This is a genomic window from Nocardia sp. NPDC004582, from assembly GCF_053602115.1.
In genome coordinates this window covers 28,633-52,046 of the sequence record NZ_JBSGCY010000008.1, presented here as the reverse complement: position 1 = coordinate 52,046, position 23,414 = coordinate 28,633, and the positions used below count along the sequence as shown (strand labels likewise).

26 protein-coding genes are annotated in these 23,414 nt (G+C 69.3%); 13 read left to right on the top strand and 13 right to left on the bottom strand.

Annotation, left to right across the window (positions count from 1 at the left end):
• Position 1 precedes the first annotated feature (1 nt).
• The 4 genes from ACWELJ_RS04485 to ACWELJ_RS04470 all read left to right on the top strand — a co-directional run bounded on the left by ACWELJ_RS04485 (position 2) and on the right by ACWELJ_RS04470 (position 2,869).
• Entirely contained in the window at positions 2-355 is a 354-nt protein-coding gene (locus ACWELJ_RS04485) for a metallopeptidase family protein (protein WP_452364774.1), read from the top strand.
• A 76-nt stretch (positions 356-431) separates the two neighbouring features.
• Entirely contained in the window at positions 432-743 is a 312-nt protein-coding gene (locus tag ACWELJ_RS04480; protein WP_452364773.1) for a PE family protein, read from the top strand.
• A gap of 9 nt (positions 744-752) precedes the next feature.
• Positions 753-2,039 (top strand): PPE domain-containing protein, encoded by a 1,287-nt coding sequence (locus ACWELJ_RS04475; RefSeq protein WP_452364772.1) that lies wholly within the window; start codon positions 753-755, stop codon positions 2,037-2,039.
• Positions 2,036-2,869 (top strand): ESX secretion-associated protein EspG, encoded by an 834-nt coding sequence (locus tag ACWELJ_RS04470; protein ID WP_452364771.1) that lies wholly within the window; start codon positions 2,036-2,038, stop codon positions 2,867-2,869. Before ACWELJ_RS04475 ends, ACWELJ_RS04470 begins: the two co-directional genes overlap by 4 nt.
• Here the strand turns inward: ACWELJ_RS04470 and ACWELJ_RS04465 are convergent.
• The 3 genes from ACWELJ_RS04465 to ACWELJ_RS04455 form a co-directional block, all read right to left on the bottom strand.
• On the bottom strand, positions 2,866-3,528 hold the full coding sequence (locus tag ACWELJ_RS04465) for a histidine phosphatase family protein (RefSeq protein WP_452364770.1): 663 nt from the start codon (positions 3,526-3,528) through the stop codon (positions 2,866-2,868). The two genes, ACWELJ_RS04470 and ACWELJ_RS04465, sit on opposite strands and share 4 nt — an antisense overlap.
• A complete protein-coding gene (gene pheA / locus ACWELJ_RS04460; RefSeq protein ID WP_452364769.1) occupies positions 3,525-4,442 on the bottom strand; it encodes a prephenate dehydratase in 918 nt (305 codons plus the stop codon). The genes ACWELJ_RS04465 and pheA overlap by 4 nt, the downstream gene beginning before the upstream one ends.
• Positions 4,443-4,586: 144 nt before the next feature.
• Positions 4,587-5,006, bottom strand: coding sequence for a hypothetical protein (locus ACWELJ_RS04455; protein WP_452364768.1), 420 nt, complete (start codon positions 5,004-5,006; stop codon positions 4,587-4,589).
• A gap of 147 nt (positions 5,007-5,153) precedes the next feature.
• Here ACWELJ_RS04455 and ACWELJ_RS04450 point away from each other — a divergent pair, with 147 nt between their 5' ends.
• The 4 genes from ACWELJ_RS04450 (at position 5,154) to ACWELJ_RS04435 (ending at position 9,076) form a co-directional block, all read left to right on the top strand.
• Complete coding sequence (locus ACWELJ_RS04450; RefSeq protein ID WP_452364767.1) at positions 5,154-5,924, top strand: DUF2470 domain-containing protein; 771 nt, start codon at positions 5,154-5,156, stop codon at positions 5,922-5,924.
• Between the two features lie 192 nt (positions 5,925-6,116).
• Entirely contained in the window at positions 6,117-6,911 is a 795-nt protein-coding gene (locus ACWELJ_RS04445; RefSeq protein ID WP_452364766.1) for a CPBP family intramembrane glutamic endopeptidase, read from the top strand.
• A gap of 51 nt (positions 6,912-6,962) precedes the next feature.
• On the top strand, positions 6,963-8,432 hold the full coding sequence (locus ACWELJ_RS04440; RefSeq protein ID WP_452364765.1) for an LCP family protein: 1,470 nt from the start codon (positions 6,963-6,965) through the stop codon (positions 8,430-8,432).
• Between the two features lie 92 nt (positions 8,433-8,524).
• The gene (locus tag ACWELJ_RS04435; RefSeq protein ID WP_452364764.1) at positions 8,525-9,076 is read left to right on the top strand and encodes a ferritin; all 552 of its coding nucleotides are present in this window, start codon (positions 8,525-8,527) and stop codon (positions 9,074-9,076) included.
• 140 nt (positions 9,077-9,216) lie between these two features.
• On the opposite strand, the gene ACWELJ_RS04430 is transcribed toward ACWELJ_RS04435, so the two are convergent.
• From ACWELJ_RS04430 to ACWELJ_RS04415, 4 genes are all read right to left on the bottom strand, one after another.
• Positions 9,217-10,131, bottom strand: a complete 915-nt coding sequence (locus tag ACWELJ_RS04430) for a DUF5926 family protein (RefSeq protein ID WP_452364763.1) — start codon at positions 10,129-10,131, stop codon at positions 9,217-9,219.
• Positions 10,132-10,197: 66 nt separating this feature from the next.
• Complete coding sequence (locus ACWELJ_RS04425) at positions 10,198-10,965, bottom strand: glycerophosphodiester phosphodiesterase (RefSeq protein WP_452364762.1); 768 nt, start codon at positions 10,963-10,965, stop codon at positions 10,198-10,200.
• Positions 10,962-12,053, bottom strand: a complete 1,092-nt coding sequence (locus tag ACWELJ_RS04420; protein WP_452364761.1) for a DUF4328 domain-containing protein — start codon at positions 12,051-12,053, stop codon at positions 10,962-10,964. Before ACWELJ_RS04420 ends, ACWELJ_RS04425 begins: the two co-directional genes overlap by 4 nt.
• Positions 12,054-12,071: 18 nt before the next feature.
• Positions 12,072-12,443: a rhodanese-like domain-containing protein gene (locus ACWELJ_RS04415; protein ID WP_387304689.1), complete on the bottom strand. Its 372-nt coding sequence runs from the start codon at positions 12,441-12,443 to the stop codon at positions 12,072-12,074.
• A gap of 310 nt (positions 12,444-12,753) precedes the next feature.
• On the opposite strand from ACWELJ_RS04415, the gene ACWELJ_RS04410 reads away from it, so the two are divergent.
• A complete protein-coding gene (locus ACWELJ_RS04410) occupies positions 12,754-13,365 on the top strand; it encodes a hypothetical protein (RefSeq protein ID WP_452364760.1) in 612 nt (203 codons plus the stop codon).
• Here the strand turns inward: ACWELJ_RS04410 and msrA are convergent.
• Complete coding sequence (gene msrA, locus ACWELJ_RS04405) at positions 13,362-14,027, bottom strand: peptide-methionine (S)-S-oxide reductase MsrA (RefSeq protein WP_452364759.1); 666 nt, start codon at positions 14,025-14,027, stop codon at positions 13,362-13,364. The genes ACWELJ_RS04410 and msrA overlap by 4 nt on opposite strands.
• A gap of 150 nt (positions 14,028-14,177) precedes the next feature.
• On the opposite strand from msrA, the gene ACWELJ_RS04400 reads away from it, so the two are divergent.
• The 3 genes from ACWELJ_RS04400 (at position 14,178) to ACWELJ_RS04390 (ending at position 16,569) form a co-directional block, all read left to right on the top strand.
• Positions 14,178-14,801 carry a superoxide dismutase gene (locus tag ACWELJ_RS04400; protein ID WP_357088365.1) on the top strand — a complete coding sequence of 208 codons (624 nt, stop codon included), beginning with the start codon at positions 14,178-14,180 and terminating at the stop codon, positions 14,799-14,801.
• Positions 14,802-15,015: 214 nt separating this feature from the next.
• On the top strand, positions 15,016-15,537 hold the full coding sequence (locus tag ACWELJ_RS04395) for a peptidase (RefSeq protein WP_452364758.1): 522 nt from the start codon (positions 15,016-15,018) through the stop codon (positions 15,535-15,537).
• Between the two features lie 291 nt (positions 15,538-15,828).
• A complete protein-coding gene (locus ACWELJ_RS04390; protein WP_452364757.1) occupies positions 15,829-16,569 on the top strand; it encodes a TMEM165/GDT1 family protein in 741 nt (246 codons plus the stop codon).
• Here the strand turns inward: ACWELJ_RS04390 and ACWELJ_RS04385 are convergent.
• Both ACWELJ_RS04385 and ACWELJ_RS04380 read right to left on the bottom strand, forming a co-directional pair.
• Complete coding sequence (locus ACWELJ_RS04385) at positions 16,510-17,154, bottom strand: TetR/AcrR family transcriptional regulator (RefSeq protein ID WP_452364756.1); 645 nt, start codon at positions 17,152-17,154, stop codon at positions 16,510-16,512. The genes ACWELJ_RS04390 and ACWELJ_RS04385 overlap by 60 nt on opposite strands.
• 28 nt (positions 17,155-17,182) lie before the next feature.
• Positions 17,183-18,091: an SDR family NAD(P)-dependent oxidoreductase gene (locus ACWELJ_RS04380; protein WP_452364755.1), complete on the bottom strand. Its 909-nt coding sequence runs from the start codon at positions 18,089-18,091 to the stop codon at positions 17,183-17,185.
• 141 nt (positions 18,092-18,232) lie between these two features.
• Between ACWELJ_RS04380 and ACWELJ_RS04375 the strand changes: the two genes are divergently transcribed.
• Entirely contained in the window at positions 18,233-19,000 is a 768-nt protein-coding gene (locus ACWELJ_RS04375; RefSeq protein ID WP_040802270.1) for an SDR family NAD(P)-dependent oxidoreductase, read from the top strand.
• A 161-nt stretch (positions 19,001-19,161) separates the two neighbouring features.
• Here ACWELJ_RS04375 and ACWELJ_RS04370 read toward each other — a convergent pair whose 3' ends face one another.
• From ACWELJ_RS04370 to ACWELJ_RS04360, 3 genes are all read right to left on the bottom strand, one after another.
• Positions 19,162-19,362 carry a cold-shock protein gene (locus tag ACWELJ_RS04370; RefSeq protein ID WP_033085228.1) on the bottom strand — a complete coding sequence of 67 codons (201 nt, stop codon included), beginning with the start codon at positions 19,360-19,362 and terminating at the stop codon, positions 19,162-19,164.
• A 316-nt stretch (positions 19,363-19,678) separates the two neighbouring features.
• Positions 19,679-21,634, bottom strand: coding sequence for a molecular chaperone HtpG (gene htpG / locus ACWELJ_RS04365; protein WP_452364754.1), 1,956 nt, complete (start codon positions 21,632-21,634; stop codon positions 19,679-19,681).
• Positions 21,631-23,280 carry a TM0106 family RecB-like putative nuclease gene (locus ACWELJ_RS04360; RefSeq protein WP_452364753.1) on the bottom strand — a complete coding sequence of 550 codons (1,650 nt, stop codon included), beginning with the start codon at positions 23,278-23,280 and terminating at the stop codon, positions 21,631-21,633. Before ACWELJ_RS04360 ends, htpG begins: the two co-directional genes overlap by 4 nt.
• Positions 23,281-23,414: the final 134 nt, after the last annotated feature.

The following is a 23,414-nucleotide window of genomic DNA, read 5'->3' as shown; positions in this document are numbered from 1 at the left end:
CATGTCCGTCTCCATGTCCGACGACCGCTTCGAAGAGCTGGTCGGCGACGCGCTCGACCTGATTCCCCCGGAGCTGGCCCGCGCGATCGACAATGTGGTGGTTCTCATCGAACCGCGCAGCGACGAGGACCCCCACCTGCTCGGTCTCTACCACGGCATCGCGCTCACCGATCGGGACTTCACCCACTACGGGGGCGCGTTGCCGGACACCATCACCATCTATCGCGACGCCATCCTCGAGCTGTGCCGCAGCGAAGACGAGGTGGTCGAAGAGGTGGCGATCACGGTGATTCACGAGATAGCGCACTATTTCGGGATCGACGACGAGCGCCTCCATCAGCTGGGTTGGGGCTGATTCACGGGGAACCGATCGGCGAACCTCCGCGTCCAATCCTCACAACCGGAGAAGAACGCGGAGAGGGAGCCCGATCATGGTTGGTCACGTCCTCGTCCAGCCCGAGGTGATCCTCGCGGCCGCCCTGGAACTCGACCTGCTCGCCGAACGCCTGGCCGCCGCCGCGAGCGCGACCGCGCCGGCGACCCACGTGCTCCCCTCCGGCGCCGAAGAGGTGTCTTTCCTGGCCGCCGCGCATTTCAACACCGCCGCGCTGACCCACGACCGATCCGTCGCCCAGGGCATTCTCGAACTGCACCACGCCGCCGCCACCCTGCGCGGCCAGCTGGCCCAGTACCTCGCCCAGGACGCGATGCGGGCGGCCGCTATCGCGGCGATCCAGGTGTAGGGGATACCCATGACGCTGGGAATCACCGGGGTGTTCTGGCTGCCCCGCATGGCCGAGCTCAACTCCCTCTCCCTCAATGCCGGGGCGCACGCGATTCCGATCGCGGCCGCCGGCAGCGCCTGGGGCGGGCTCGCCGCCGCCTGGGTGGACGCCACCACCACCGTGGCGCGAGTCATGGCCGAGATCGGCGTCGGACTCGAGGGCGCGAACGGGCTCAATGTGCTGGCCCGGCTCGGTGGGTTCACCGTCTGGGCCGAGCAGCAGGCCGTCATGGCGAGTGTGATGGCGGGCAAGGCCGGCGCCAACGCCACCGCCTACACCGTGGCCTCGATCGCCATGCCGAGCCTGCCCGAAATCGCGCTCGTGGAGACCGCGCGGATGGCCGCCTACTCCACGGGGGGCGCGCTCAACGGCAGCGCGGAGGCCGCCGAGGCCGCGAAGCTGGCGCTCGACATCCGGGCCGCGCTGGTGATGGAAACCTATGAGGCCGCGACGAGTTCGATGGTCGCCACACCCGGCCAGTTCCTGATGCCGCCGCCCATCGCGATGGGCGCGGGCTCGGCGAATGCGGGTGGGGACGCGTTCACGAATAGCGGTGATCCGGTCGGGGCGGCATTGGGCGCGGCGGCCGCGCCGGCCCAGAATCCGGCTGTCACCAGCGCGCTGTCCCAGGTCGCGCAGGTAGCCGGGACCGTGGCGACCAGCGGTGTGACCAGCATGGGAGATGTTGCGAGCACAGCGATTACGGCCGTCGCCACGGCGATGACGCCGACCCGAGGATTCGGGACGCCGGGTCTGCCCGGCACCACGGCGGCCACACCCGCGGGCGGGGCGGCGCTCACCACGCAGGCAGTGTCCTACTCCGGCGGTGGCGGATCGGTGCACATCGGCCAGGGCGCGGGCACGCTGCGTCTACCCGAGGGCTGGGGCGCGGGTCTCGGAAACCCTGGCGGCGCAATGGCTCCGGCCGCGCCGGCCGCCGAACCCCCGGGCGCACGCCCCATGTCTCCTGAGGCGACCGTGCCGGTGCGGTCGACCGGCACCGGTCCGCTGCTCGGCACTCGGGGTGGTGACGAGGAGGAGACGCACAGCGGCCACGACTACGGCCGCTCGGCCGAGGTGTTCACGGACGGGCGGGTGGTCGCGCCCGCGGTCATCGGCGGCGACAAGGTCTTCAGCGGCGACACATCCGTCGGCGGGGACACAGTCTTCGGCGGCAACATGGCCGTCGGCGGGGACACGGCCGTCAGGCATGCGGCCGCCTGCGCGGATACCGCTGCCCGGGCGATCCGGTGACCGTTCTCGGCGCGGGGCGCGGGCCGTCGTTACTGGGTTCGGTCACGCTGGCACTCGACGAAATGCGGTATCTCCAGCAGACATTGGGGATCGACGAGCTGCCGGTGGTGCTGAATGCCCTGGGGCGCTATGACAATGCGGCCGGCCACGATGCCGCCATGGCCGCCGCGGCCGGCGCGCTCGCCGAACGCGAACTGCTCGCGGGTGATCCGGACGGCGAGGGCTGTCAGGTCCATCCGGAACTGGCCGGACGGCTGCGGGTGCTCTACCGGCCGCATTGGGTGCTGGCGTCGCGCTGGTATGTGGAGGGCCAGGTCAACCGGTTCTGTATCGCCAAGGGGGACGACATCGAGGTGGTCGCGCTGCGCGGCCCGGGGTCCTTTGTCGTCGAGGAGGCCGGCCACGATCTCCCGGGCACCGTGCTGGCCGCGCTCGGCCCGGCCGATGCGCTGGAGCTGTCCGGAATGCACGCGCCCACCGCGGATCTGGTGCCGATCTTCGACGACGCGGGCGACGCCGCCACCACGGCGGCCCGGCTGAGCATGGTGTGCGATCCGGCGCGGGACGCGCAGGCGATCGCATCGGCGCTGGTGCAGGTGCATTCACACGCCGAGATCGTCGGTGTGGGTTACGGCGACGGCACTCGTGAGGTCGCCGGGAAGCACGTCGCCGTCTACAACACCCGGCACGGCCGGTTCCTCGCCATCACCACGGCCGCCGACGACGGAACCGAGTGGACGTCGTTCGCGAGCGGCACGCCCGCGCGGTTGCGCACGGCGGTGCGGGATCTCATCGAATCCCTGCCGCCGCGTATCGAATTCGGGTGCTAGCCCATCGGGTCGTCGCCGCCGGCGGCGAACGCGCCGGTGAACGGTGCCGGATAGCGGCCCCAGCGGGTGCATTCCCAGCGGTCGTCCTCGAACGGCTGCAGCTCGATGGTCTCGGTGTTGTCGAGGTGATTGTTGGCGGCGAAAAGCCGTGGCACCCCGGTGAGTTCACGCGACACCAGGCGCATGGCCGCGCCGTGGCTGACCACGATGACATCGCCGGCGCCGGGCCGGGTCAGGTAGTCGTCGCGTAGTCGCCGCAGCGCGGGCAGATAGCGGGCGAGCACGTCCTCGCCGGATTCGCCGCCCGGGATCCGCACGCTCAGATCACCGAAATGCCAGGCGTGATAGACCTTCTGGAATTCCAGGTGCGCGTCCCGGCTGGTCTGGCCCTCCAGCTCGCCGAGCTGCACTTCCTGCAGATCGTCGAGCACCTTCAGGGCGACCCCGGTGGCGGCCTCGATGTAGCCGCCGGTCTGGCGGGCCCGCAGCGCCTGCGACGAGAACAGCTGTTGCGGCGGCGCGATCAGGGTCGCGCCGAAGTTCTTGGCCTGGGCCACACCGCGTTCGGTGAGCGGCAGCCCGGGCAGCCGGGTGTCGAGGATCTTGCCCACATTGCCTTCGGTCTCGCCGTGGCGGACCAGGATGAGTTTGCCGCTCACAGGTCGGCCACCCCCTTCTTCAGATCGGCCAGCCAGGCCGCGGCGGGCGCGTCCGGTGGCGGCGGGGTGCCGGTGGCCGCGGTGGCGGGCCAGGAACCGAGGAAACGGATCCGGGCGGCGGTGCGGTGCAATGCCTTCAGGGCCTCGGCGACAGCGGTGTCGTCGATGTGTCCGACACAGTCCAGGTAGAAGCGATAGGTCCCCATGCCGGTGCGCGTCGGCCGGGACTCGATGCGGGTGAGATCGATACCGCGGGTGGCGAACTCGGCGAACGCCCGCATCAGCGAACCCGGCTCGTTGGCCAGTTCCAGCACGATCGAGGTGCGGTCCGCACCCGTGCGCGGCGGCGCCGGTCGCGGCGGCGCGACCAGGACGAAGCGGGTGATGGCGCGTTCCACGTCGGCGACGCCGTCGGCGAGGGTGGTCAGTCCCAGGCGCTCGCCCGCCAGCGCGGTGGAGACCGCCGCCTCGGCGTGCCCGGCCGCCACGTCCTCGGCCGCGGCGGCATTGGAGGCCGAGGTGTACAGCTCGGCGAGCGGCATGTTCACGGCCAGCCACATGCGGACCTGCGCGGCCGCGACCGGATAGGCGGCGATGCGGCGCACCTGGTCGAGCGCGATGCCGGGGCGGCCCAGGATCGTGAAGGCCACATCCAGATCGGTCTCCGCGAGAATCTGCAGACGGGGGCCGACGGCCAGCGCGTCCAGCGTGGGCGCGATCGACCCCTCCACCGAGCTCTCGATCGGCACCACCGCGCCCGCCGCCTGACCGGCGCGCACCAGTTCGACGGCAGCGCCCTGACTCGGGGCGGGGACACGCTCGACCGGTCCATCGAAGGTTCCGGTGGACTCGAGTTTGGCGAGGGCCATCTCGGTGAAGGTTCCCGACGGCCCGAAGTAGGCGATACGCGGCACGGTTACGACATTACTTGCGTGCGCCCGGTCACCTCCGGCTTTGTGCGACTCCTGGGTAACTTTCGGCGAAATCCCCGGTGTCGCCATAAAAACCGCAGGCCCGGGCGGCGGGAGGGCGGCACGGCGACCAGCGGCGGGGCCGATTCAGCCGCCCAGAACCGCCAATCCGGTCCGCACGGCAACCGCGTCCGCGGTCTCGATGGCGAGCAGGACATCGCGGAACGCCTCGACGGCGGGCGGGCGCAGCCCGGTCAGGAAGACGGTGTCGGGGGCGGTCAGCGCGGTGCGGATGTCCTCACCGCAGAGTGCGGCGACGGTCGCGGCGACGATGGCCAGGGCGCGCTCGCCGGAGTCGGTGCGGGCCACGAAACCGGTGTCGCCGTGCACGATTCGCACCAGGAATTCGGAGACCGCCTCGTCGTCGGCGGTGAGGTCGAGGATCTCGACGCCCGGGTCGTCGGTGATCGGGCGGACCAGGTCCTCGGTGAGCCCGCGCGCCGGGCGCGGCGGGACGGACAGGCTCAGCGCGACCGGTTCGGGCGCGTGCGATGAATCGTGCGGCACGCCCCCACGGTAATGGCCGCGGCGGGCCACCTGACCTCGCCCCCGAGGGTGTGCGGCGGGGCGCGATCCCGGCGGGCCCAGGAAGGTCTTGCGCGAGCGACCCACGTCACTTAGCTTAGGTTTACCTAACTAATTCCGGAGGTGTCCATGACGCACGCGGCCCAGGTCGTCGCGCCCACAACCGCCGAACGCGTGCACAGCGCCTGCGCGCACGCCGAACACGCGGTCCTGGCCCTACCCGGCCTCGACCCCGTGCCCACCTCCGTGCACCTGCTGCGCCAGTGCGGCGACATGGTGATGGCGGTGCCGATGAACTCCACCGCCGCCGGACTCGTGCGGGGCTGCGGCGCGAACGGATCCCCGGCGGTGCTCGAACTCACCGACCAGGCGCCGCTGGCCCTGCGCGAACGCGTCCGCGCCCTGGTCTGGCTGCGCGGCTGGGCGCACGCGGTGCCCACGCACGCGCAACGCGCCCTCGCCGGAGCCATCGCCGCCGACCACCCGCACCCCGACCTGCTCGACATCGGCCACACCGCCACCCTGCTGCGGCTGGTCGTCGACTCCGCGGTGGTGGCCGACACCTCCGGGGCCGCCTCGGTCGACCGCGAACAACTCCGCGACGCCCGGCCCGACCCGTTCTGCGCGCTGGAAGCCGGTTGGCTGCAACACCTTCAGGCCGACCACCCCGACGTGGTCGACCGGCTGGCTCGCCGGCTTCCGCACGCGCTGCGCCGGGGCGCGCTCATCCACCCGCTGGCCATCGACCGGTACGGCGTCACGCTGCGCGTCGAGGCGATCGACGCCGACCACGACATCCGCATCCCCTTCGAGGCCCCGGCCGACGACGTCGAATCGCTCAGCCGCGCGGTACACGCCTTGGCGGGCAACCCATTCCACGGCGGGATGCACCGGATCTGACGCGGCCGCGGCGCGTGGTCCGACACCGGCGCCGCGGGGGCCCGGCGCGCCAGTCGACTTCCGGGCAGCGCCTCGGACCCGATTTCCGGGCAGCGCCGCAGACCGCGGAGATACTCGCGTCCGACCGGAGAGATACGCGCGCCCGACCCCGCGATAGGGATGGACGCGGCACGGCACGCCTAGATTGGCGGCATGGTTTCGGCTGATCCCGCACCCGCGTGGCCCGCGCCCGAATCGTCCGAACAGGGACGGCGGGCGATCACACTCGAGATCGCGGTGGTGCTGGTCGTCACCTTCGGGCTGAGCGGGGCCAACGCGGCACTGTCACTGCTGGAGAGCGCGCTGTCCCCCGGCGGGGTCGGCGGGCAGACGGTCGCCCTCAATCCCTCGCGCGCCACCCAATCGGCCATCGACCTGCTGTTCCAGCTGTTGAGCGTGGCGCGACTGCTCGGATGGGCGGCGCTCGGGATATATCTGTTGTGGCGCAGCGGGATCGCGCCGCGGGCCATCGGACTGGCACGGTCCTTGCGATGGCGCGCGGACGTGCTGCCCGGACTGCTGCTCACCGCGGTGATCGGAATACCCGGGCTGGGGCTGTATTTGGCGGCCCACGCCCTCGGCGTGAGTGTGACCATCGTCCCCAGCTCGCTCGAACACTGGTGGCGACTACCCATGCTGGTGCTGGCCGCCTGGGCCAACTCCGCGGCCGAGGAGGTGCTCGTTGTGGCCTATCTCATCACCCGGCTGCGAGCGCTCGGCTGGACCGAGAACCGGTCCCTGCTGGCCTCGGCGCTACTGCGCGGCAGCTACCACCTGTACCAGGGCCTCGGCGGCGGGCTCGGAAACCTGGTGATGGGGTTGATCTTCGGACGCTACTGGCAGCGCACCGGCCGGCTGTGGCCGCTGCTGCTGGCGCACGCGCTCATCGACACCATCGCCTACCTCGGGTACGCCTTCCTGCGCGGACATGTCTCCTGGCTGCCGTGAATCCGCCCGGAAAGCGGCGCGGCGCGAGCACGGTCGGTACTGTTTCCAGTAATGAACGGCGACGACCCCCAGCACTTTGCACGGATGCGCCGGGAGCCGCCGCCGGGACGCCCGGGCGAGCCCCCGGCCCACCCGCAGCGCCCGATGGCGAATCCCGGGCAACCGCAGCGGCCTTCGGCTCCCCGGCAGCCCATGCCCGATCGGGGACGCGACTTCGACCGGCCTGTTAACGACGGCGGGCCGCGGGTAGAACCAACCCAGGTGATCCGACGCGATGAATCCGGTCAGGCCCTGGCGTATTCGCAGGTGCCGCCCCGGAACCCGGACCCGCGGCAGCGGCCGCCCGGGAACCGGATGCCGCCGCCCGGGAACCGGGTACCGCCCCCGGGGAATCGGGTTCCGCCCCAGGGCGATCGGATGCCCGCCCGGAGCGCGACGCCCATGGAACACGCGCCCACGCAGCAGCCGGTCCCCTTCCGCGAAGACCCGCCCCGCACTCCCCCGCCGCCGCTGCCCGGCAAGCGCCGCGGCGGTGACGGCCGTCCCCCGCGCGGAACCCGGCCGCGCCGCAAACGGCACTGGTTCCGCTGGATTCTGTCCCTGCTGGTGGTGCTGCTGGTGCTGCCCATCGCGGCGGCCATCTACGTCGACACCCACCTGACCCGGATCGACGCGCTCGCGGACTACTCCGGACGGGTCGGCGACACGCCCGGGACGAATTGGCTTCTGGTCGGATCCGACAGCCGCGCGGGGCTGTCCCAGGCCCAGGAGGACGAGTTGTCCACCGGGTCCGATGTGGCGGGCGAACGCACCGACACCGTGATCCTGGTCCACATTCCCAAATCCGGTCGGCCCACTCTGGTCAGCCTGCCGCGCGACTCCTATGTGAACATCCCGGGCGTCGGCAAGGACAAGCTCAATGCGGCGTTCTCGGTGGGCGGCGCGAAATTGCTGGCCCGCACCGTGGAAGGCGCGACGGGCGTGCACATCGACCACTATGTTCAGATCGGATTCGGCGGGTTCGCCAATATCGTCGATGCGGTCGGCGGCATCGACATGTGCCTGGACGAGCCGATGAAAGACCCGTTGGCGGGTATCGATCTGCCCGCGGGCTGCCAGACGCTGAACGGCCCGAACGCATTGGGTTTCGTGCGTTCCCGCGCCACCCCGCGCGCCGATCTGGATCGCATGCTCAATCAGCGCAAATTCCTCAGCGCCCTGTTGAAGAAGGCGTCCAGCCCGGCCACGCTGGCGAATCCGTTCCGATCCTGGCCGCTGGTAAGGGATCTGACCTCGGCGTTGAAAGTTGACGACGGTGCGCACGTGTGGAATCTGGCGGGCCTGGGCAATGCGCTGAGCAGCGATCCGATCACCACGACGGTGCCGGTCGGCGGTTTCGAGAATGTCTCCGGCAGCGGCAATGTGCTGCTCTGGGACAAGACCAAGGCGAGTGCGTTCTTCGACGCGCTGGCCAAGGATCAGCAGATCCCGGCGGACTTGATCACCACGGTCGGAAGTTAGTTCGAATTAGGCAATACTTGCCTCATTAAGGCTGTGCTCAATAAGGCTGCACTTGGATGACACGCGGTTTTACCAGGATTAATGTCTTCCGCATGTCCACCCGAACCCAGACCAAGCGCAGCAAGTTCCACGCCCTGCTGCAGGATCAGATCCGCAACGAATTCAATGCCGAGCACCAGTACATCGCGGTGGCATTGTGGTTCGACAATGCCGATCTTCCGGTCCTGGCCAAGTATTTCTACAAGCAGGCCGTGGAAGAGCGCAATCACGCGATGATGATCGCGCAGTACCTCATCGACCTGGACATCAACGTCGAGATGCCCGGGGTCGAATCGGCCACTTCGCATTTCGCGAACGCGAAGGAACCGATCGCGCTGGCCGTCGCGCAGGAACAGTCGGTCACCGACCAGATCGTCCAGCTCGCCAAGACCGCCCGCGAAGAGGGCGACTACCAGGGTGAGCAGTTCATGCAGTGGTTCCTCAAGGAACAGGTCGAAGAAGTCGCCACCATGAAGACCCTGCTCACCGTCGCCGAGCGGGCCAGCGCGAATCTGTTCGACCTGGAGAATTTCGTGCAGCGGGAAATGAGCGCCCCGAAGGACGCGTCCGGCGCGCCGCACGCCGCGGGCGGCTCGCTCTCCTAGCGCGACTCTCAGCGATAATCCGTGGGGCCGAACCTGATTCGGCTCCGTCCGGTGGATAGACGGCACAGGCCCGGTCCGCAACTCGGACCGGGCCTGTCGCTGTTTCCCCCTGGGAAAAATCGCGGGGAAACCGCGGAGGGTCAGCGCAAGGTGACCTGACGCGACCGCAGGCCGTCGCGGGAACGGCGCTCGTCGGAGCTCAGCGGGGCGTCCGACCGCAGCGCGGCCGCCAGCTTCGCGCCGAATTCGCGTGCGGGAGCTTCCCATTCGCTGGCGTGACGCTCGCGGTCCAGGTCGAAGACCGGCACCAGCAGGCCGTGGGTGCGGAACGAGCCCGCGAACCGCGAACCTTCGCCCAGGTGCAGATCGCCGGCCGCGTGCAGGCGGGCCAGGGCCAGCATCAGCTGATCCTCGTCCTCGGGCCGCACCCAGCGGATGTGCGCCTTCTCGCCGGCGTCGACCCACCAGGCCGCGCCGATCGCGTCCGCGCCCAGCTCCAGGCGGGCCGAGGGCATGATGGCCCGGTTGGCCTGCTCGATGGTGGCGGCCACCTGTGGGTCCGGGGTGACGCCCGCCGGCACCCACCAGTTGAAGTCCTGGTGCACCGTGAGGTCCAGCGCCGCACCGGGATCCAGCACCTCGGTCAGCGGCGCGCCGCCGACACTCGCGGAGGCGAGCGAGTCGCCGGGCGTGGCGGACTGGGTCCACAGGATGGCGGCGGCCAGATCCGCGGCGGGATCGGCGGACTGGAACTGCACCTGCGTGCCAACGAAACCGACCGGCTCGTCACCGGCCCGCACCAGCGCGGCGACCGCACCTGGCAGCACGGTGGCGAGGGTGACCTCGCGCTCCGCACCGACGCTCGGCGCCAGCTTCAAGGTCGCGGTCGCCGACGGCACGAACTCCCGTAGCGCGACCAGATCGCATTCCGCGGCCAAGCCCGCGAAGGGCCGCGTCACCGCCGACGCCGCCGCCTCCTGTTCGGCACGGCGGGCGGCCAGCTTCTGCGCCCGATTGGAGTCCGGCTTGGGACTGTTGCGCTTGCTCTTACCCATGACAGCAGAACCTACAGGGTCTGCGAATCACCGAGACGTGCGCTCACACCGTGGTGAGCCGCGCGTTCACGCGGTGGTGAGGACGGCTTTGGTGCGGGCGGGGTGGTTGGTGGCGACCCAGTCGACGCCCAGGTCGGCGCAGAGTTGGATGTCCTCGGGGTCGTCGCAGGTCCAGACGTAGGTGGCGCGGCCCGCGGCGGCGGCCTTGTCGACCAGGTCGGGGTGCTCGCGCAGGGTGCGGACGGACGGGCCGATGGCGGTCGCGCCGACCGTGTGGGCGGCGCCGCCGGACAGGTACAGGGAGGACTCGCCGAGCAGGACGGTCGGCAACAGCGGGGCGGCGCGGCGGATGCGCCAGACCGCGGTCGCGGCGAACGACATGACCACGGCGCGTGAGTGATCCGCGGAGGCGGGCGCGCCGATGCCGTAGTGGTTCAGCTCGTTGAGCAGGGTGGTCTCCACCAGGGCGCCGTACCGGACCGGGTGCTTGGTCTCGATGAACAGCTTGGTGGGACGACTCTTCCAGTCCAGCACCAGTTCGATGAGTTCGCGCAGGGTGAGCACGCCCTCGGATTCCGCGGCGGTGCCGAAGTTCAGCGCCTTCAGCTCCTCGAGGGTCATCTCGCTGACCGCGCCGGTCCCGTTCGAGGTGCGGTCCACCGTGCGGTCGTGCACACAGACCAGATGCCCGTCGCGGGTCAGGCGGATATCGCATTCGACGCCGTCGGCGCCCTCCTGCAGGGCGAGATCGTAGGCGGCGAGGGTGTGTTCGGGTCGCGCCGCGGACGCCCCCCGGTGCGCTACCACGAACGGCGCGCGACTGGCCCGGCTCACTTCGCCACTACCTCCTGTTGCTCCGCGCCCGGAGCCGCCTGTGCGGCCTCGCCGGCGGCGGACTCATCCCCGACCACAGCATCATCCCCGACCGGAGCCGCGGGCGCGCGCCGCACGGGTTCGATCACCGGGCGCGCCGGGCCGGTCGCGATCAGCCAGCGCCGCGGCGTCTTCGGATGACCCCGCAGGTCCAGGCCCGCGAACTCGCGCACCAAACCCAGCGAAGCGACCGCGACACCGGCCGCGACCAGATCCGTCCACATCGCCACCAGCACGCCGTCGGCCTGCACCTGCAGCGAATGCGCCAGCCGGTAACCCAGCGCCACCAGCACCAGCACCGCGTTCAACAGCCAAGCGGCCCACCAGATCCGGACCGCGCGCAGCAGCCGCGGATCACCGTCGCCGGTGCGCCGCGCCGCCTCGGTCAGGTAGATGCCGGGCCAGATCAGGTTCGCGACCGGCACCACGCAGCCGAGCACCAGCGACAACAGGGACCGCGAATCCGACTCGCCCACATTCGCGTACGCGGCGCGGCGGGTCTCGGCGAGCCAGCCGACCAGCGCCACCGCCGACAACAAAGCCAGCGCCAAGCCCAGCACCGCCGACACGGTCACGGCCGCATCGGAGATCCACAGCAGCCAGGGCTGGATGAGGCGGGTGCGATTGCGCAGCAGGATCCCGTAGCGGCCCAGTTCGGCCAGCGCCGCCACCACGAAGACGGCGGCGGTCGCGATGAGCAACCGGTCCAGCCGGTCGGTCCACGCGGCCAGCGGCCGATGCGGCTCGGGCGCTTCGGCCGGGGGCCGATCCTGCAAACCCCAGCGCGGAACCTGGTGGTAGCGCGGTGTCTCGGTCGCACCGGGCCGCCGGACGGGCTGGGCCGCAGCGGATTTGCGACCGGGCGGGCGGGCCACCCAGCGGTAGTTGCGGCGGTCGGCGGGCGCGTCCACCGGGGCCGGTGAGAGCAGCACGCCGTGGCAGCGCGGGCACCAGTGCAGTGGTTTGCCCTGAACCGCCCAGCGGGCGCCGCAGCGGGCGCACGGCTGTACGACGGCGGATCGCGATCGGCCCACCTGTCCCCCGTTCATCGCTCCACCTCTCCGCGCCTAGTAGATCTTCGCCTCGGGACCGTCACCGGTGAGCGGACGGCCGGTCTGCTGCCAGGCCACCATGCCACCCGAGACATTGATCGCCTCGTAACCGATCTGGTTCAGGAACTCCACCACCGCGATGGACCGGCCGCCCTGCCGGCAGATCACGTAGATCTCGGCGTCGATGTCCAGGTCGTCGAGCCGGGCGGGGACGTCGGTCATGGGGATGTGGATGGCGCCGGGCGCGCGGCCGAGCTGCCACTCGTCGTCCTCGCGGACGTCGAGGAGCTGGGCCGGTGCGGGCGCGGCGGACCCCCAGCCGTCCGCGGCGTCGAATTCCGCGGGCACCTCATCGATGGGCACCGAGGGCACGTGGGGGTTCGTCACGGTTTCGATCCTGCCACGCGCGCGCGAGGGCTGTGGAGTTCCGTACCTGCACAGGGTTGGTTTCGGGAGTTATCCACATAATCCACAACCTGATCCACAGGTTGATAGACGACTGATTCGTCCGGGTCGGCCGATCCGGAAGTCCCCTCCCCGTTCCGGAGCGGCCGACCCGAAGGCCTGTCTCAGAAGGCCTCATCCAGTCTGACGCCGCAGGTCGGCCCGCGGTTCCATTCGCACCGGAAAAAAACGACATAACTAGAGAAAACCGGAAATCCTCGGTCCAGCCAGGCAAGATCGGTAGCCTGGCGCTATGACTGTGAGCAGGGGGCTACTCGACGGCCTGGATATCAAGGGACTGAACCTCGCGCTGTCGGAGGCGACCTGCCTCGGCATCGACGTCGATCCGGCGGCGGCCACGCTGAGGCTGGAATTGGACGTCTTGACCCTCCCCGCGGACGGCCCGCCACCGGCCGGCTGCGACATCTACCTCAACCTCCGCGGCGTCAGCCGGATCGCCGCCTCCCTGCGCCGCCAGCGCTGGGACGACCTCGAACCGGTTGTGCTCCCGCTCACGATCGACGGCCTGCACGACGCCGTGAACAGCTTCGGCGGCGGCGCCCTGCACGGCTGGGACTTCCTCGACCTCAGCGACAGCTCCTGGAGCCAGTGGCGCAAGCTGCTCAGCTTCGACACGGTGCTGCGCGACGAACCCGGCGCCCACCTGATGGAGTTCTCCCAGGAGGAGGGCATCGACCCGCGCGAACTCGACATCCGCGTGTGGTTCGACGACGCCGAGGTCACCGACAAGCAGGGCAACCCGATCCCGTTACCGGAGTTCATCGCCGGCGGTGTGCGCTGGTGGCAGGCTCACGACGCGGGCGACCCGCGCACGTTGCGCCCGGACGTGGTCCCGCCGCTCTAGGCGGCGCTCACCCCGGTCGCGTGATCGGGGCAGTAACCGCCGGGGTTCTTCGCCAGGTACTGCTGGTGGTAACCCTCGGCGTAGAAGAACGCGGAAAGGTCCGGGAGCGGGGCGATCTCGGTGGTGATCTCCCCGAACCCGGCCGCCGACAAGCGTTCCTGATAGTCGGCCCGCGACGCCGCGGCCGTCCGCGCCTGCTCGTCGTCGAAGGTGTAGATGGCCGAACGGTATTGGGTGCCGCGATCATTGCCCTGCCGCATGGTCTGGGTCGGATCGTGGTTCTCCCAGAACCGCCGCAGGATCGCGGCGTAGTCGATCACCCGCGGATCGAAGACCACCAGTACCGATTCGGTGTGACCGGTACGGCCGGAACAGGTTTCCTCGTAGGTCGGGTTCGGCGTGTAGCCGCCCGCGTAACCCGCGGCCGTGCTGTACACGCCCGCCAGCTCCCAGAACCCCTGTTCAGCGCCCCAGAAACAGCCCATCGCCAGCACCGCGAGCCGCATGTCCGCCGGGAACGGAGGTTTGAGGGGATGACCGCTGACGAAGTGTTCGGCGGGGACGATCAGGGGTTCGGCACGCCCGCGCAAGGCTTGCCCGGGAGTCACCATGGTCGGTTCCGGTAGTCGTACGCGACCGACGAACTCGTCGTACCACGACATGACTCCAGGCTACGGGACGTGCGAGAGATATATCTGGGCCGGAATGTGGGGGCACGCAGCCCGGTTGCGAACGAGCGGGTGTACGAATGATGGTTGGGTGCGCCTCGGATCATGCCGAGGGCACGCGGCCCCGACACGGAAAGGGACATCGTGGCTGTTTACACGTTGCCAGAACTCGATTACGACTACAGCGCCCTGGAGCCGTTCATCTCCGGGCAGATCAACGAGATCCACCACACCAAGCACCACGCCGCCTACGTCGCGGGCGTCAACGCCGCCCTCGAGAAGCTGGAAGAAGCGCGGGCCAAGGACGACCACGCCGCCATCTTCCTCAACGAGAAGAACCTCGCGTTCCACCTCGGTGGCCACGTGAACCACTCCATCTGGTGGAAGAGCCTGTCCAAGGACGGCGGCGACAAGCCGGTCGGCGACCTGGCCTCGGCCATCGACGAGGAGTTCGGCTCCTTCGACAAGTTCGTCGCGCAGTTCTCCGCCGCGGCCAACGGCCTGCAGGGCTCCGGCTGGGCCTGGCTGGGCTACGACACCCTGGGCAACAAGCTGCTCACCTTCCAGCTCACCGACCAGCAGGGCAACGTGCCGCTCGGCATCATCCCGCTGCTCGGCCTGGACATGTGGGAGCACGCCTTCTACCTGCAGTACAAGAACGTCAAGGCCGACTACGTGAAGGCGTTCTGGAACGTCGTCAACTGGGCCGAGATCCAGGACCGCTACTCCAAGGCGGTTTCCCAGGGCAAGGGCCTGATCTTCGGCTGATGCCGTCGGGGGCCACGCCCCCGCACCCCCTGAGTCGGGGGATATCGCTTGCGGAGGCCCGCGAACCGGTCGGTTCGCGGGCCTTTCGGCATTTCAGGGGGCCGGGTGCTAGCACTCTTTGGTACTTGTGTGCCAGTTAGCTTCGGGTACAACCTGGTGTTCCCACCAGCAACACCGGGCACAGCCGCCCCCTGGGAAGTTCGGGAGGCACATCATGAGCGGTCAGATCGGCGTCATGCCCTTCCAGGCCCATGGCTCGCTGCAAGGATTCGTGATCTCCGGGCGCTGGCCCGACTCCACCAAGGAATGGGCGCAACTGCTGGTGCTGGCCGTGCGCGTGGCCGGACTTCCGGGCCTGCTGCCCACCTCCACGGTGTTCGGGGCGCGCGAGGAGCTGCCCGATGACCCGGATCCGGCCATGGTGGGGCTGGTGATCGCGGAAGGACCCGTGCTCGGGGCGGAAGCGTTGCGGCCCGGCCGGTTTGCCGAACATGTGCCACCGGCCCTGATCATGTTGCATCCGCCGCGCGAGACCCAGCCGTCACTGCCCGAATGCTCGGGCGCGGCCTCCGGATGCCTGCTGCTGCCGGGCCTGCCGCATCTGGGACTGGAACACCGCGCGGCCTGGGTGGAAACCGATTCCGACGGCGTGGTGACCTCGATGGTTTCGCGGGTGGGGGTGGATCCGATCAGTGATCCCGACACCGCGGTTCTGGCTATGCTGCTGGCCGCGTAAGGGTTCCCGAAACCTTTCGGCAGCATCGCCAAACTTATTGTGCGCATTGCGATTTGGGCGACATCGGTTTGCCTGCGCCCGGTTTGCCGGAGTAAAGTTGCCCCCGAGCGAAGGGGAGTAGCCCCCAATCACGCCGTCGACATACTGATCCCCCGGGATCCGGCGCGTGAACCGGAAACCTCCGGTGGGCGAGACCTTCGGCCGACGAGAACCAAACCGATTTACCGGTGCGGTGTCGGCTGAAGCGCCCCCGCATTCAGCCGACAGGCCGGAGACCTGGGAGCTGACTTCATGATCGCCACGGTATTGCTGAGTTTCGGCGTGCTGTTCCTCGCCGAGCTGGGCGACAAATCGCAACTCATGGCGCTGACCTTCGCGCTGCGTTACCACTGGTGGACCGTGCTGTCCGGGATCACCGTCGCGAGCGTGCTGGTGAACCTGATCGCGGTCGGCGTCGGCCATTTCCTCGGCGCGGCCCTGCCGACCGGCGTCATCTCGCTGTTCGCCGCCGCCACCCTGATCGGCGTCGGATTGTGGACCCTGCGCGAATCCCTGTCGAACTCCGCGGACGCCGAGGACGAGGTCGCTCCGCAGGTGCGGTCCCGGTCCGCGTTCCTGGTGGTGCTGTCGGCCTTCCTGCTCGCCGAGCTCGGCGACCGCACCATGTTCGCGACCATGGCGCTGGCCACCAACAACAACTGGGTCGCGGTGTGGATCGGTTCGGTCGCGGGCATGGTGGCCGCGGGCGCGCTGGCCATCGTGATCGGCGTGACCGTCGGCAAGCACATTCCGGAACGGATCATCGCCGTCTGCTCGGGCCTGCTGTTCCTGTACTTCGGTGCGCTCACCCTGCTCGAGGCCTTCGCGCACGGGCTGGGCACCCCGCTGGCCGCGCTGCTGTCGCTGGTCGCCCCCGCGCTCGCCGGCGGCGTGCTGCTGGTCTTGCGCCGCCGCGCCGCGCGCCCGGCTGGTTCAGTCGCCGAGCACGTTGTCGCCGAACAGGTCCCCGCTGCGCCGCACGAGGTCCAGTAGCGGAGCGCGCAATTCGCGCAGCCCCTCCGGGTCGCCGACCGCGATGCGCGCGGTGACCATCGAGCTCAGCGCCGCGACCAGGGTCTGACAGGCGAAGCGCTGCGACTCGGTCTCGGCGCCCAGCACGTCGGCGACCATGGCCACGAAGGTCTCCTGCAGGTGGGTGCGCCGCGCGATGGCGTCCGGACCCGCGGCGTACACCTCGACGAGAAAGACCCGGGCGTACGCGGGTTGGGCGGCCAGCGCCTCCAGATACGCACGGAGCAGTCGTTCCATCCGCTCGGCACGGGTCTCCCCGTCGAACTCGGCGCCGGTGGCCGCCAGGATGCCGGTCAGCATGAGTTCCGTCGCCCGCTCGTAGGCGGCCTCGAAACAGTCCTCCTTGGAACGGAATTGCTCGTAGAAGGTTTCACGGGAAACCCCCGCGCGTTTGATGACCGCGGCCACCGGCGTTCCGACATAACCGTTCTCGGCCATCGCCTCGGCCATGGCGGCCAGGATGCGGTCACGCTGGGCGGCCACCACGTGCTCCCGGGACAGGCCGTGCCGGCCGCGGGGAAGTTGGCGGGTTGCCGATTCGGTCATGCGGGGGACTCCAGGTGGCCTCGGTCGTTCAGGCGAGCTTTCTCATTCTGCGGGGCCGGGCCGGTTGCTCGGTGGTGAACCCCGTTGGTTCGGTATCGGCGATAGCCAGTCCACTCGCTACACCCCTCCGCAGCGAGAAGTCGATCAGGTGCTGGGTGAGCGGACGGCACCACAGCGCCATGCTCACCCAATACGGCGAGACGATATGGCGGGAACGGCGGGCCAGCGCCCGCTCACAGGCGTCGATGGCCGGGCCCAGCGGGGCGACGCCGGAGACCGACGAGCGGCCCAGAATACTGCGGGCGGCCTCGGTGCCGAACCCACGGCTGGTCATCTCGGTGTCGAGTTCGGCGAAATAGGCCAGGCCCACTTTGGCCCCGGTGTGCCGCAGTTCGATGCGCAAGGTGTCGCCCAACGCCTCGACCGCGGCCTTGGAGGCGCTGTAGGCCCCGGCCAGGGGTAGGTGGATGGCGGCGGCCAGCGAGGAGACGATCAGGACGTACCCGCCCGGGTGCGCGATGTGCGGTCCGGCCGCCCGCATCGTGTAGTAGACGCCCAGCACGTTGACGGTGAGGGTCTCCTCGAGCACGGTCGGGTCGCCACCGAGCAGGGACAGCTGCCGGGCGATGCCCGCATTGCAGACCACCGCGTCCAGACCGCCCAGTTCGGCGGTCAGCGAGGTCACCACTCGCTCGACCTGGGCCGGATCGCCGATATCGCAGTACCGCCAGGGCGCGTCGCCGCATTCGCTCGCGACCTGGGCCAGCAGCGTCTCCTCGATGCCGAGCAGTGCGACGTGCGCCCCGTGCGCATGCAGCTGGCGGGCCAGAGCGGCCCCGATGCCGCGGGCCGCGCCCGTGATGAGGATGCGTTTGCCGGCCACGCGCGGGATCCGGCGGCGGAAACCACGGCGCTGACCGACCGTGCTGGCGTTCATGTATGCGAAGCTACCACTTAGACGAACACCTATGTTCGCAAATCTGGCGAGCCTGTTGTGTAGGCCCGCACACAGTCCGGCTAGGGTGCCTATTGACGGGTGGCCAGTGAGAGGGCCGTCCACTGTCGAGAGGACCAAACCGTGGAGATTTCGGGCTCCGCCGCCATTGTGACCGGAGGTGCGTCCGGTCTGGGTGCGGCCACCGCCAAGCGTTTCGCCGACGCGGGCGCGACCGTGTTCGGCCTGGATCTGGCTCAGTCCATCGAGCGCGCGGGTGACAGCGTCCCCGCCGGCGTCACCCTCATCCCGACCGACGTCACCAGCGGTGACGAGGTGGCCGCCGCGGTCGCCAAGGTCGTGGAATCCGGTGTGCCGCTGCGCATTGTCGTCAACTGCGCCGGTGTGGGCTGGGCGGGACGCATCCTGTCCAAGAACGGCCCGCACGACCTCGAGCTGTTCCGCACGGTCATCACCGTGAACCTGCTCGGCTCCTTCAACGTCATGCGCCTGGCCGCCGACGCCATCGCCAAGACCGATCCGGTCGACGAGTACGGCTCGCGCGGCGTCATCATCAACACCGCCTCGGTCGCGGCCTTCGAGGGCCAGATCGGGCAGATCGCCTACTCCGCCTCCAAGGGCGGCGTGGCCGGCATGACCATCCCGGCCGCGCGTGACCTCGCGCAGTTCGGCATCCGCGTGAACACCATCGCGCCCGGCATCATCGACACCCCGATGCTGGCCGGCGTCACCGAGGAGTACCGCAAGGGCCTCGAGTCCGGCGTCCCGTTCCCGTCCCGCCTGGGTCGCCCGGACGAGTACGCGCAGCTCGCGCAGTACATCACCGAGCACGACTACCTAAACGGCGAGACCATCCGCATGGACGGCGCTCTCCGCATGGCGCCGCGCTGACGCTCGGTCTTGGGGGCTTCGCCCCCACACCCCCATAAGGGAATTCGGGGGCCTTGCCCCCGAGCCCCCGGAGCCCCCGGACAGCAACAAGGCCCGCACCAGAATCGGTGCGGGCCTTGTTATTTCACGTTTGGGTGAGCGGGGAAACCCCGCGGCCTCCCTTAGTGCGGGCGAACAGCGGCCGCCTGGGGGCCCTTCTTGCCCTCGGTGATCTCGAACGAGACCGCCTGGCCCTCCTCGAGCTGACGGTAGCCGTTGCCCTCGATCTCCGAGTAGTGGACGAAAACGTCGGGGCCGTCCTCGCGGGCGATGAAGCCGTAGCCCTTCTCCGCGTTGAACCACTTGACGGTGCCCTGAACCATTACCTTCTCCTGACGAGGTGTTTCTTTATTGCGTGGGTACCGCGGCTGCGGCACCCGGGTCGATCAGAAGGCGGCTTGCAACTTGACTGGCAAGGTGAAGCGACGCCCGCACACTGTTCCGCGCGAGCATGTTGAAACACGAACACGAAAAACTAACGACCAAGACATACAACGTACGCCCTCGCCTCGAGTTCCCGGAAATCACCAAGACATGTGCATCGTCACACCCGGACCCGCTCGAGCATGACCGATTCCCGCTCGCTATGGATCGGGAACGTGCCGGCGAGGCCGCCACGACCCGATCCGTCGCGCCCGATCAGAGCGTGCGAGTGAGGCGATCGGCGAGGATCCGGGCGAAGTGCGCCGGGTCCTTCAGCTCCCCGCCCTCGGCGAGAACCGCCGTGCCGTAGAGCAATTCGGCCGTCTCGGTGAGAGCGAGCGGCTTCTCCTCGTCGCCGGACACCTTCGCGAACGCGTCGCGCAGACCCGTCACCAGAGCGTGGTCCGGGTTCAGTTCCAGGATGCGCTTGCTGTGCGGCAGCTCCTGCCCGGAGGCGCGGTACATGCGTTCCAGCATCGGAGTGAAATCGAACACATCGCCGACGATGCAGGCCGGGGAGGTGGTGAGCCGGTTGGTCAGGCGCACCTCCTTCACCTCCGCGTCGAGCACGCCCCGCAGCCAGTCCAGCACCTCGGAGAAGTCCTTCTCCCGCTGTTCGCGCAGCTGTTCGGAGGCCTTCTTCTCGTCCTCGGTCTCGAGGTCGACCTCACCCTTGGCGATGGAGATGATCGGCTTGCCCTCGAACTCGGTGACCGAACCGACCCACATCTCGTCGACCGGGTCGGTCAGCACCAGCACCTCGAGGCCCTTGGCCCGCAGCGCCTCCATGTGCGGCGAGTTCTCGATCTGCTGCCGGGACTCGCCGGTCATGTAGTAGATCGCGGACTGGGTCTCGGGCATGCGCTCGACGTACCCGGCCAGCGTGGTCAGCTCGCTCTCGGAGTGTGTGGAGGCGAACGACGAGACGCCCAGGATGGTCTCGCGGTTGTCGGCGTCGGAGAGCAGGCCCTCCTTCAGCACGCGGCCGAACTCGCGCCAGAACTCCTGGTACTTGGCCTGGTCCTCGGCGTTCTTCAGATCCTTGACCGTGGACAGCACCTTCTTCACCAGGCGCTTGCGGATCATCTGGATCTGGCGGTCCTGCTGCAGGATCTCGCGGGACACATTGAGCGACAGATCCTGGGCGTCGACCACGCCCTTGACGAAGCGCAGATACTCCGGCATCAGCTCTTCGCAGTTGTCCATGATGAACACCCGGCGCACGTAGAGCTGCACACCGCGCTTGTGCTCGCGGGTGAACAGGTCGAACGGCGCGTGCGAGGGAATGAACAGCAGCGCTTGGTATTCGAAGGTGCCCTCGGCCTTCATCGGGATGATCTCGAGCGGATCGTCCCAGGCGTGGGCGACGTGCTTGTAGAACTCCGTGTACTCCTCGTCGGTGACCTCGCCGCGCGGGCGGGTCCACAACGCCTTCTGGGAGTTCAGGGTCTGGGTCTCGACCAGGGTCTTCTCGACCTTGTCCTCGCCCTCGCCCTCCATGACGGTGCGCTCGACGTCCATCCGGACCGGCCAGGCGATGAAATCCGAGTACTTCTTGATGATTTCGCGGAGCTTCCACTCCTGCGTGTAGTCGAAGAGGTGATCGTCCTCGTCGGCCGCCATCAGGTGCAACGACACCGCGGTGCCCTGCGGGGCGGTGTCGAGCTCCTCGATCGTGTAGGTGGGGCTGCCCGCCTCCGATTCCCAACGGGTGCCGGTGGTTTCGCCGGCCTTGCGGGTGGTCAGCGTGACCTTGTCGGCCACCATGAAGGTCGAGTAGAAGCCGATGCCGAACTGGCCGATCAGCTCCTCGGCCTGCTGGTCGCCCGCCTTGGCCTCCAGTAGCTGCTGACGCAGCGCGGCGGTGCCCGACTTGGCGAGGGTGCCGATCAGGTCCACCACCTCGGCGCGGGACATGCCGATGCCGTTGTCGCGCACGGTGAGCACGCGGTTGTCGCGGTCGACCTCGAGCTCGATGTGCAGATCCGAGGTGTCGGCGTGCAGGTCCTTGTCGCGGAAGGTCTCCAGGCGCAGCTTGTCCAGCGCGTCGGAGGCATTGGAGACCAACTCCCGCAGGAAGGTGTCCTTGTTCGAATACACCGAGTGGATCATCAGCTCCAGCAGCTGATGGGTCTCGGCCTGAAACTCCAGGTGTTCGACGTGTTCGGTCACGACGCGATATTACGACGGTCGAAGTCGGCGATGGCGGGAACCTCCGCGTCCGCGCGGTCGGTCATCCAATCCCGCAGCACCTGGGTGGCGCGGCAGTCGTCCTCGTTGTATTCGAAGATGCGGGTGCGCTGCGACAGGTCGGGCGCACCGCCGTCGTAGCCGACCGCCAGGCGGTACCAGGCCATCGACGCCTCGCCGCCGGCCTCCGCGTCACGCCAGTGGAAGCCCGCGACCGGCGCGATCTTCTTGAGGCCCTTGCCGTTCGGGCAGATGAACTGCTCCGACACCGCCTGGAACATGTCCACCCATTGCGGACCGTCAACGAACCGCTGCACCTCCCGTTCGGTGGGGATGCCGGGGCGGCCCGCGAACCGGCGCGCCGACTCGTAGAGCCACTTGTCCTCGGCGGTGCGCGAATAGCAGTAGGCGGCAAAGGATTTACCGTCGGCGGCGGCCTGCGCGCGCACGCCCATCAGCCAGGTCCAGAATTCGGCGAAGGAGCGGCCCTCGTCCTCGGTGGGCAGCGGATCCCAGGTGACGAACGGGCGGTACACGCCGTCGAGCAGGGTGCCCCACAGGTAGGCGCCGTGCTCCTGGAAGCTCTCCAGGTCCACGTCCACCTCGACGTCGGCGCGGGTCACCCGCACCCGGTCCACCCGGCGGACCAGCGGCGCGCCCGTCGCCCAGGCGCGGGCGGTGACCACGGCCTCGGTGAACGGCTCGTACTGCCAGTCGTCCGGATCGTCGCCGCTCCAGGCGGCCAGCTCGTCGATGGTCTCGACGCCGTGCCGGCGCAGCACCTCGGCGCGCGAACCCGGGGCGACCAGGCTCACGTCGCGGTGCGCGACCAGCCACTGCTCGCAGCTGCGGCCGCCCTCCTCAGGGGCCCTGGTGAACCAGGGGCACTGGCGGCATTCGGGGACTTTCGAAGGGACGGTGGGGAGTTCGCCGCGCACCACCGCGATGCGGTCGGCGTAGCGGATGTCGTAGTCGGCCAGCAGCGGGGCCAGATCGTGCACCAGGATGCGGTCGAAGTGGTAGCCGATGGCGCCGCCGGTCAGGGCCGGGCTGGCCAGGCCGTGGCGCTGCAGCATGCGGTACAGGTGCGCGAGGCGCTGGAGGTCGCGCGGCTGCGGCCGGGTGCGGACATGCCTGTCCTCGTGGGGATTCCACTGGTACAGGTCGCTGGTCAGCGGGTGGTGGTCGGCCGGGTCGGGCTGGCGGGGGTCGGTCACCTTGTGGTTCACCACGATGACCGGGCGGTATCCGCCGCGATCGGCGTCGCGCCACAGGATTTCGCAGCCGCCGCGGCGGCCGGTGTCGGTCTCCTGCGGCAGCAGCCCGCCCCAGATGCGGTCGGCGCCCGCGGCCATGGCGGCCATGGTGGCGGCGGCCCGCGCGGTGGCGGGCTGCTGCGGATCGATCACCGTCCAGCTCTCGGGGGCGGCGGCGACCAGGGTGTCGCGCACCTGAGATCTGTGCGCGGCCGCCGCTTCTCGTCGCTGCTGCACGCCGGCGTCCTCGGCGACTCCGGTCAACACGCCCGGATGGGTGGCGTCCAGGAAAAGCCGGTGCCGGCACCCGATCAGAGCGCGCGCGTCCACGAACGCGGCCCGCTGGCCATGGTCACCGATGCCCGAATACACGCCAGTCAGTATGGCCTCATCCCCCGACAGGGTCGGCGGGCCGCCCTGTTTCCGCCAGGCGCTCGCTGTGGCGGGAACCCACCCGTTAGGGTGATTCGCACACTGTGTTTCATGGGCGGACAGGCATTTCCCCC

Bases quoted from the DNA above. Each gene is read 5' to 3' on its own strand.
- ACWELJ_RS04485 (WP_452364774.1), top strand. From the start codon at position 2: ATGTCCGTCTCCATGTCCGACGACCGCTTCGAAGAGCTGGTCGGCGAC.
- ACWELJ_RS04480 (WP_452364773.1), top strand. From the start codon at position 432: ATGGTTGGTCACGTCCTCGTCCAGCCCGAGGTGATCCTCGCGGCCGCC.
- ACWELJ_RS04475 (WP_452364772.1), top strand. From the start codon at position 753: ATGACGCTGGGAATCACCGGGGTGTTCTGGCTGCCCCGCATGGCCGAG.
- ACWELJ_RS04450 (WP_452364767.1), top strand. From the start codon at position 5,154: ATGACGCACGCGGCCCAGGTCGTCGCGCCCACAACCGCCGAACGCGTG.
- ACWELJ_RS04445 (WP_452364766.1), top strand. From the start codon at position 6,117: ATGGTTTCGGCTGATCCCGCACCCGCGTGGCCCGCGCCCGAATCGTCC.
- ACWELJ_RS04440 (WP_452364765.1), top strand. From the start codon at position 6,963: ATGAACGGCGACGACCCCCAGCACTTTGCACGGATGCGCCGGGAGCCG.
- ACWELJ_RS04435 (WP_452364764.1), top strand. From the start codon at position 8,525: ATGTCCACCCGAACCCAGACCAAGCGCAGCAAGTTCCACGCCCTGCTG.
- ACWELJ_RS04430 (WP_452364763.1), bottom strand. From the start codon at position 10,131: ATGGGTAAGAGCAAGCGCAACAGTCCCAAGCCGGACTCCAATCGGGCG.
- ACWELJ_RS04420 (WP_452364761.1), bottom strand. From the start codon at position 12,053: ATGAACGGGGGACAGGTGGGCCGATCGCGATCCGCCGTCGTACAGCCG.
- ACWELJ_RS04410 (WP_452364760.1), top strand. From the start codon at position 12,754: ATGACTGTGAGCAGGGGGCTACTCGACGGCCTGGATATCAAGGGACTG.
- msrA (WP_452364759.1), bottom strand. From the start codon at position 14,027: ATGTCGTGGTACGACGAGTTCGTCGGTCGCGTACGACTACCGGAACCG.
- ACWELJ_RS04395 (WP_452364758.1), top strand. From the start codon at position 15,016: ATGAGCGGTCAGATCGGCGTCATGCCCTTCCAGGCCCATGGCTCGCTG.
- ACWELJ_RS04390 (WP_452364757.1), top strand. From the start codon at position 15,829: ATGATCGCCACGGTATTGCTGAGTTTCGGCGTGCTGTTCCTCGCCGAG.
- ACWELJ_RS04385 (WP_452364756.1), bottom strand. From the start codon at position 17,154: ATGACCGAATCGGCAACCCGCCAACTTCCCCGCGGCCGGCACGGCCTG.
- ACWELJ_RS04380 (WP_452364755.1), bottom strand. From the start codon at position 18,091: ATGAACGCCAGCACGGTCGGTCAGCGCCGTGGTTTCCGCCGCCGGATC.
- ACWELJ_RS04370 (WP_033085228.1), bottom strand. From the start codon at position 19,362: ATGGTTCAGGGCACCGTCAAGTGGTTCAACGCGGAGAAGGGCTACGGC.